The 6,077-nt window shown below is 59.6% G+C and carries 7 protein-coding genes and 1 pseudogene; all 8 read left to right on the plus strand.

Annotated features, from left to right (window positions below):
- Positions 1-375: pseudogene (locus VL003_RS10340) on the plus strand (3-phosphoshikimate 1-carboxyvinyltransferase); the annotation flags it as partial.
- On the plus strand, positions 372-1,064 hold the full coding sequence (gene cmk / locus VL003_RS10345; protein ID WP_325442162.1) for a (d)CMP kinase: 693 nt from the start codon (positions 372-374) through the stop codon (positions 1,062-1,064). The pseudogene VL003_RS10340 and the gene cmk, both read left to right, overlap by 4 nt.
- 84 nt (positions 1,065-1,148) lie before the next feature.
- Positions 1,149-2,864, plus strand: a complete 1,716-nt coding sequence (rpsA, locus tag VL003_RS10350; RefSeq protein ID WP_325442164.1) for a 30S ribosomal protein S1 — start codon at positions 1,149-1,151, stop codon at positions 2,862-2,864.
- Positions 2,865-2,870: 6 nt separating this feature from the next.
- Complete coding sequence (locus tag VL003_RS10355; RefSeq protein ID WP_325442166.1) at positions 2,871-3,233, plus strand: integration host factor subunit beta; 363 nt, start codon at positions 2,871-2,873, stop codon at positions 3,231-3,233.
- Positions 3,234-3,424: 191 nt separating this feature from the next.
- Positions 3,425-3,751 (plus strand): LapA family protein, encoded by a 327-nt coding sequence (locus VL003_RS10360; RefSeq protein ID WP_325442168.1) that lies wholly within the window; start codon positions 3,425-3,427, stop codon positions 3,749-3,751.
- Positions 3,752-3,779: 28 nt separating this feature from the next.
- The gene (gene lapB, locus VL003_RS10365; RefSeq protein WP_325442170.1) at positions 3,780-4,997 is read left to right on the plus strand and encodes a lipopolysaccharide assembly protein LapB; all 1,218 of its coding nucleotides are present in this window, start codon (positions 3,780-3,782) and stop codon (positions 4,995-4,997) included.
- Positions 4,994-5,923 carry a D-glycero-beta-D-manno-heptose-7-phosphate kinase gene (rfaE1, locus tag VL003_RS10370; protein ID WP_325442172.1) on the plus strand — a complete coding sequence of 310 codons (930 nt, stop codon included), beginning with the start codon at positions 4,994-4,996 and terminating at the stop codon, positions 5,921-5,923. Before lapB ends, rfaE1 begins: the two co-directional genes overlap by 4 nt.
- Positions 5,920-6,077: NAD-dependent epimerase/dehydratase family protein (locus tag VL003_RS10375; RefSeq protein WP_325442174.1), on the plus strand; the 158-nt coding region annotated here is incomplete at its 3' end. The genes rfaE1 and VL003_RS10375, both read left to right, overlap by 4 nt.

Below are 6,077 nucleotides of genomic sequence, written 5' to 3' on the forward strand. Positions count from 1 at the left end.
GACGAAGACTTCAACCTTATTCCCGATGCCGCCATGACAGCTGCCGCACTGGCCTTATTTGCCGATGGCCCCTGCATACTGCGCAACATCGGCAGCTGGCGCGTGAAAGAAACCGACCGCATTCACGCCATGGCCACCGAGCTGGCCAAATTGGGAGCCAAGACCGAGCAGGGCGAAGACTGGCTGCGGGTTTATCCGGTCGAGCCGGGCCAGTGGCGCGAGGCGCATATCGCCACTTACGACGACCATCGCATGGCCATGTGTTTTTCGCTGGCGGCATTCGGTCCAAAACCGGTTGTTATTCTTGATCCGGGTTGTGTCAGCAAGACCTTTCCCGATTATTTCTCGGTTTTCCAGGGGCTGGTTCAGGCATGAAGTTCAATCCCCAGACCCCTGTTATTGCCATCGACGGTCCGACCGCATCGGGCAAGGGTACGGTTGCCCACCGCGTGGCGCAGGCTTTGGGCTGGTCGGTGCTTGATAGCGGGGCGCTGTACAGATTGACGGCGTTGGCCTGCCTTGAGGGCGGCGTCGACCCCGCCCAGGAAGCATTGGTGGCCGAGGTGGCGCGAGGGCTCGACGTGGAATTCAAGGGGGATCAGATACTGCTCGGCGGCCACGAGGTGACCTCGCGCATCCGCGAAGAGCAGGTGGGCAACCTTGCCTCGCGCATTGCATCGCAAATGCCTTTACGCCATGCGCTGCTCGAGCGCCAGCGGGCGTTTCGCTGCGGGCCCGGGCTGGTCGCAGACGGCCGTGACATGGGTACGGTGGTGTTCCCCGATGCGCAACTTAAGGTCTTTCTAGAGGCCGACGTGGCGGCACGCGCTGAAAGAAGATGTAAGCAGTTGAAGGAAAAGGGTTTTTCTGCTAATCTAGCAGACCTCATGAAAGATATGGAGGCGCGCGATTTACGCGATCGCACGCGCAGCAACGCGCCGCTAATTGCAGCGCCTGATGCAAACCTGATCGATTCGTCGGGTTTAAGTATTGACGAAACGGTTAGTGCAGTACTCGATCTGTGGTCAAAACGGCTCGCATCGAAAACCGGTACCCGAACATAAGGCTTATGTTCGGGGTGTATTTCACTCCACTGGGGCTTGAACCCTGGTGTGTTCTTAACAGCCATCCTGGCTAGGACTAATTTAATGTCTTCCATCCCAACCGCAGCCGCCATGGGCGGCGAAAGCTTCGCCGACCTGTTTGCCGAAAGCCTTAAAAACCAAGACATGAAGTCAGGCGAGGTCATCTCCGCCGAAGTCATGCGCATCGATCACAACTTCGTGGTCGTCAATGCAGGTCTTAAATCCGAAGCCCTTATCCCCGTCGAAGAATTCCTTAACGACCAGGGCGAGCTCGAAGTCGAAGCAGGCGATTTTGTATCGGTTGCCATCGATTCGCTCGAAAACGGCTACGGCGACACCATCTTGTCGCGCGACCGCGCCAAGCGCCTGTCGGCCTGGCTGCAGCTCGAGCAAGCGCTCGAGTCCGGCGAACTGGTCAACGGCACCATCACCGGCAAGGTCAAGGGCGGTCTTACCGTCATGACCAACGGCATCCGTGCTTTCTTGCCCGGCTCGCTGGTTGACCTGCGTCCTGTCAAGGACACCACGCCGTACGAAGGCAAGACGCTCGAATTCAAGGTTATCAAGCTCGACCGCAAGCGCAACAACGTTGTCATGTCGCGTCGTGCCGTGCTCGAAGCCAGCATGGGCGAAGAGCGCGAAAAGCTGCTCGAAACCCTGCACGAAGGCGCAGTGGTCAAGGGTGTGGTCAAGAACATCACCGACTACGGTGCGTTTGTCGACCTGGGCGGCATCGACGGTCTGCTGCACATCACCGACATGGCATGGCGTCGTGTTCGCCACCCGTCCGAAGTTCTGCAGGTGGGTCAGGAAATCGAAGCCAAAGTGCTTAAGTTCGACCAAGAGAAAAGCCGCGTCTCGCTGGGTGTCAAACAGTTGGGCGAAGACCCCTGGGTCGGCCTTGCTCGCCGCTATCCGCAAAGCACCCGTCTGTTCGGCAAGGTTACCAACCTTACCGACTACGGTGCGTTTGTCGAAGTCGAAGCCGGCATCGAAGGCCTGGTGCACGTCTCCGAAATGGACTGGACCAACAAAAACGTCGACCCCCGCAAAGTGGTTACCCTGGGCGAAGAAGTCGAAGTCATGGTTCTCGAAATCGACGAAGACCGTCGCCGTATTTCGCTTGGTATGAAACAGTGCCGTGCCAACCCCTGGGAAGAATTCTCCATCAACTTCAAGCGTGGCGACAAGGTTAGCGGCGCCATCAAGTCCATCACTGACTTTGGTGTGTTTGTCGGGCTTCCCGGCGGCATCGACGGCCTCGTCCATTTGTCCGACCTCTCCTGGACCGACACCGGCGAAGAAGCCGTTCGCAACTTCAAGAAGGGCGACGAAATCAACGCAGTGGTACTGGGTATCGACACCGACAAAGAGCGCATCTCGCTGGGCATCAAGCAACTCGACGGCGATCCATTCAACAATTTCGTCTCTACGCACGACAAGGGCGCCGTGGTTCCTGGCGTGGTCAAGTCGGTCGAGCCCAAAGGCGCAGTCGTGACGCTGTCGGTCGATGTCGAAGGCTATCTGCGCGCTTCCGAAATCTCGGCAGGCCGTGTCGAAGACGCCACCACTGCCCTGAAAGAAGGCGACGAAGTCGAAGCCATGATCATCAACGTCGATCGCAAAACGCGTTCGATCCAGCTGTCGATCAAGGCTCGCGACAATGCCGAAACCGCCGATTCGCTCCAGCGCATGTCCGAAGCCAGCGCATCCTCGGGTACAACCAACCTGGGTGCCTTGCTCAAGGCCAAGCTGGACCAACAGCGCGACGACGGTTAATCGCTCGTGACTAAATCAGAGCTGATCGCGCTGTTGGCCGCCCGCTACCCGCAGTTGGCCGCGCGCGATACCGACATCGCCGTCAAGACGGTTCTCGATGCCATGACCCAGGCCCTGGTCAATGGTCAGCGCATCGAGATCCGGGGTTTTGGCAGTTTTTCACTGTCGATGCGCTCGCCGCGCATCGGCCGCAACCCCAAGTCCGGCGAAAAGGTGATGGTGCCTGCCAAACAGGTGCCCCACTTCAAGGCCGGCAAAGAGTTGCGCGAACGGGTCGATGCGGCGTTTGACGCCGAGACAGCGGGCAAGTTTACCGATGATGCCCCTTGCTCTGAAAACCCGTTCGATGCGCGCATAATGCACGGCTAAAACTCCGTCCTCAGCACTGGTAGTCAAAAAGCTCCCGGCAATCGTACTGACCCCAAGTTGGGGCATACGATCCGGGAGTTTTTTTATCCCGCCGGCAGCTGGCCGGCAGTTCGGTTCTATGGCCGGCTGGCGGTAGCCAAGGCGTCTGATTACCTTACAATTACGGTACTTTCGATATCTGGAGTTGAGTCATGCGTTACGTGATCTGGGCAGTGCGCTTGGTGGTCTTTGTTCTGGTCCTGCTGTTCGCGCTGAAAAACACCGATCCGGTCGACGTCGGCCTATATGCCGACCACGTCATTCGGGCGGTGCCGCTGATCGTCGTCATGCTGGTTGCTTTCGCCCTGGGTGCTGTGTTTGCCGCGCTGCTCGTCATGCCGTCGGCAATGCGCCGGCGCCGCGAAGCGGCCCGACTACGGCGCGAGGTCTTGCGTCTGCAAGAAGAGGCCGCACGCAAGCCGCATGTTGATGATGCAACGGTCGCCGCTGATGTCGTGCCTCCCTTGGCCCCCCTATAACGGCTCCTAGTCTTTCGAGGTTTACACAGTGGATTTTGAACCATGGTGGTTGATATCCGTTCCGGTGCTGTTCGGGCTGGGCTGGATCGCTGCACGGGTGGACATAAGGCAGATGCTGTCCGAAACCCGAAATTTGCCCGACTCTTATTTCAAGGGCCTTAACTTCATACTCAACGAAGAGCCCGATCGGGCTATTGACGCCTTTGTCGAGGTCGCCAAGCTCGACCCCGAAACCACCGAGCTGCACTTTGCGCTGGGCAGCCTGTTTCGGCGCCGGGGCGAGATGGAGCGGGCCATTCGTGTGCACCAGAGCCTGTTGTCGCGGGCCGACCTTCCCGAAGAAGAGCGCGAACACGCACAACACGAACTGGCTCAAGACTTTCTCAAGGCCGGCATGCTCGATCGCGCCGAGCAGGCGTTCAAGCTGGTGCTGGACACCCGTTTCGCGGTCCCGGCAGTTCGGGCGCTTATCCGTATTTATGAATCCGAGCACGATTGGCCGCGCGCCATCGAGGCGGTAAAGCGTTTACGCGCGCTGGTCGACGAGCCGGTGCCACAGTTGGTGCATTATCAATGCGAGCAGGCTCAGGCCGCGCTGTCGACAAAGCCGCCCGACCTGGCCGCTGCAAATGCCGCACTCGATGCCGCCGACAATGCCGCCCAAGCCCTGCGTGGACAGACGCGCGGTCATGCATCCGAGGCGCGCATTGCCATCCTGCGTGCCACAGTGGCTCGGTTTGACAACAATCGGGAACGTGAGCGCGTCTATCTGGAATCAGTGCTCAGTAGCGCACCCGAGTACGCAGGGCTTGTGGCCGAACAACTGCTTGAAAGTTACCGCGCCGTAGGGCAGGCCCAGCAGGGCCTGAAAGTGCTTGCTGCGCATTACATGCGCTACCCGGCGCTTGACGTTTTCAACGTAATTTTTCGAGAGCTTCGCACGCAAGACGGCTATACCCCGGCCTGGGAGTTCGCACGAGACGCCCTGCGCGCTCACCCGACCTTGCTGGGGCTGGACCGCCTGCTTGAGGTTGAGCTGGCTTCGGGCAACACCCCTGCGGGCCCCAATATGGCGCCGGATGCCGATCTGGGCCTGTTGCGCTCGCTCATTCACAAACATACCAAGCGGCTCGACCGCTATGCTTGCGGCGTATGCGGCTTTGAAGCGCGACATTTCTATTGGCAGTGCCCGGGCTGCAACTCCTGGGAAACCTATCAGCCTCGTCGAATCGAGGAGCTCGCATGACGGCTTTTCCTGTTGAAGCGGTTGCACGTTGCAAGGTGTTGGTGGTGGGCGACCTGATGCTCGACCGTTATTGGTTTGGCGAGGTCGAACGCATTTCGCCCGAAGCTCCGGTGCCGGTGGTGCGCGTTGCACGCCGAGAAGACCGGCTGGGCGGTGCAGCGAATGTCGCACGTAATATTGTTTCGCTCGGGGCACGGGCCACGCTCATAGGCATCGTTGGTGACGATGAAGCAGGGCGGCAGGTTGACACACTGTCCCGGCAAGAAGGCATTGCCGCGCGCTTGGTGAAAGACCCGGTACTGCCCACCACACTCAAGCTCAGGGTCATGGGGCGGCAACAGCAACTGATTCGGATCGACTTCGAAGAAGCGCCTGCCGGCAATAGCCTCGACCAGCTTCATGACGAGGTTGCGGCGTTGATCAACGAGCATGACATGCTGGTGCTGTCGGATTACGCCAAAGGTACGCTCGCGCGTGTCGAAGGCTTGATTCAGGCGGCGCACCGGGCAAAAGTGCCGGTGCTGGTCGACCCCAAAGGCCATGCGTATCGCCGCTACACCGGCGCCGACATCATCACGCCCAATCGCGCTGAAATGACCGAAGCCGTGGGCCGCTGGTCGACGGAAAATGAACTCGAGGAACGCGCCCAGCGGCTGCGGCAAGAGCTTTCTCTCGAAGCCTTGCTGGTCACTCGTTCAGAGCAGGGCATGACGCTATTCACCACTGAGGGGCGCGCTCATGTTGATGCACAGGCCCACGAAGTGTTCGACGTGTCAGGCGCCGGCGACACGGTGTTGGCCGCGCTGGCCGTGACGCGGGCTGCGGGTCTGCCGTGGGTCGAAGCGGTAAAGTGGGCTAACCGCGCGGGCGGTGTGGTGGTGGGCAAACTTGGAACATCTGTTGTCACAGCAGGAGAACTGACATGATCGTGGTAACCGGCGCGGCCGGATTCATCGGAAGCAACCTGGTGCGCGGCCTGAACAGGCGCGACCACACTGATATTCTGGCGGTAGACGACCTGACCGAAGGCGACAAGTTCATCAATTTGGTCGACTGCCGTATCTCGGACTACATGGACAA

Source organism: Pusillimonas sp., from assembly GCF_035515275.1.
Lineage (GTDB): Bacteria > Pseudomonadota > Gammaproteobacteria > Burkholderiales > Burkholderiaceae_B > Pusillimonas.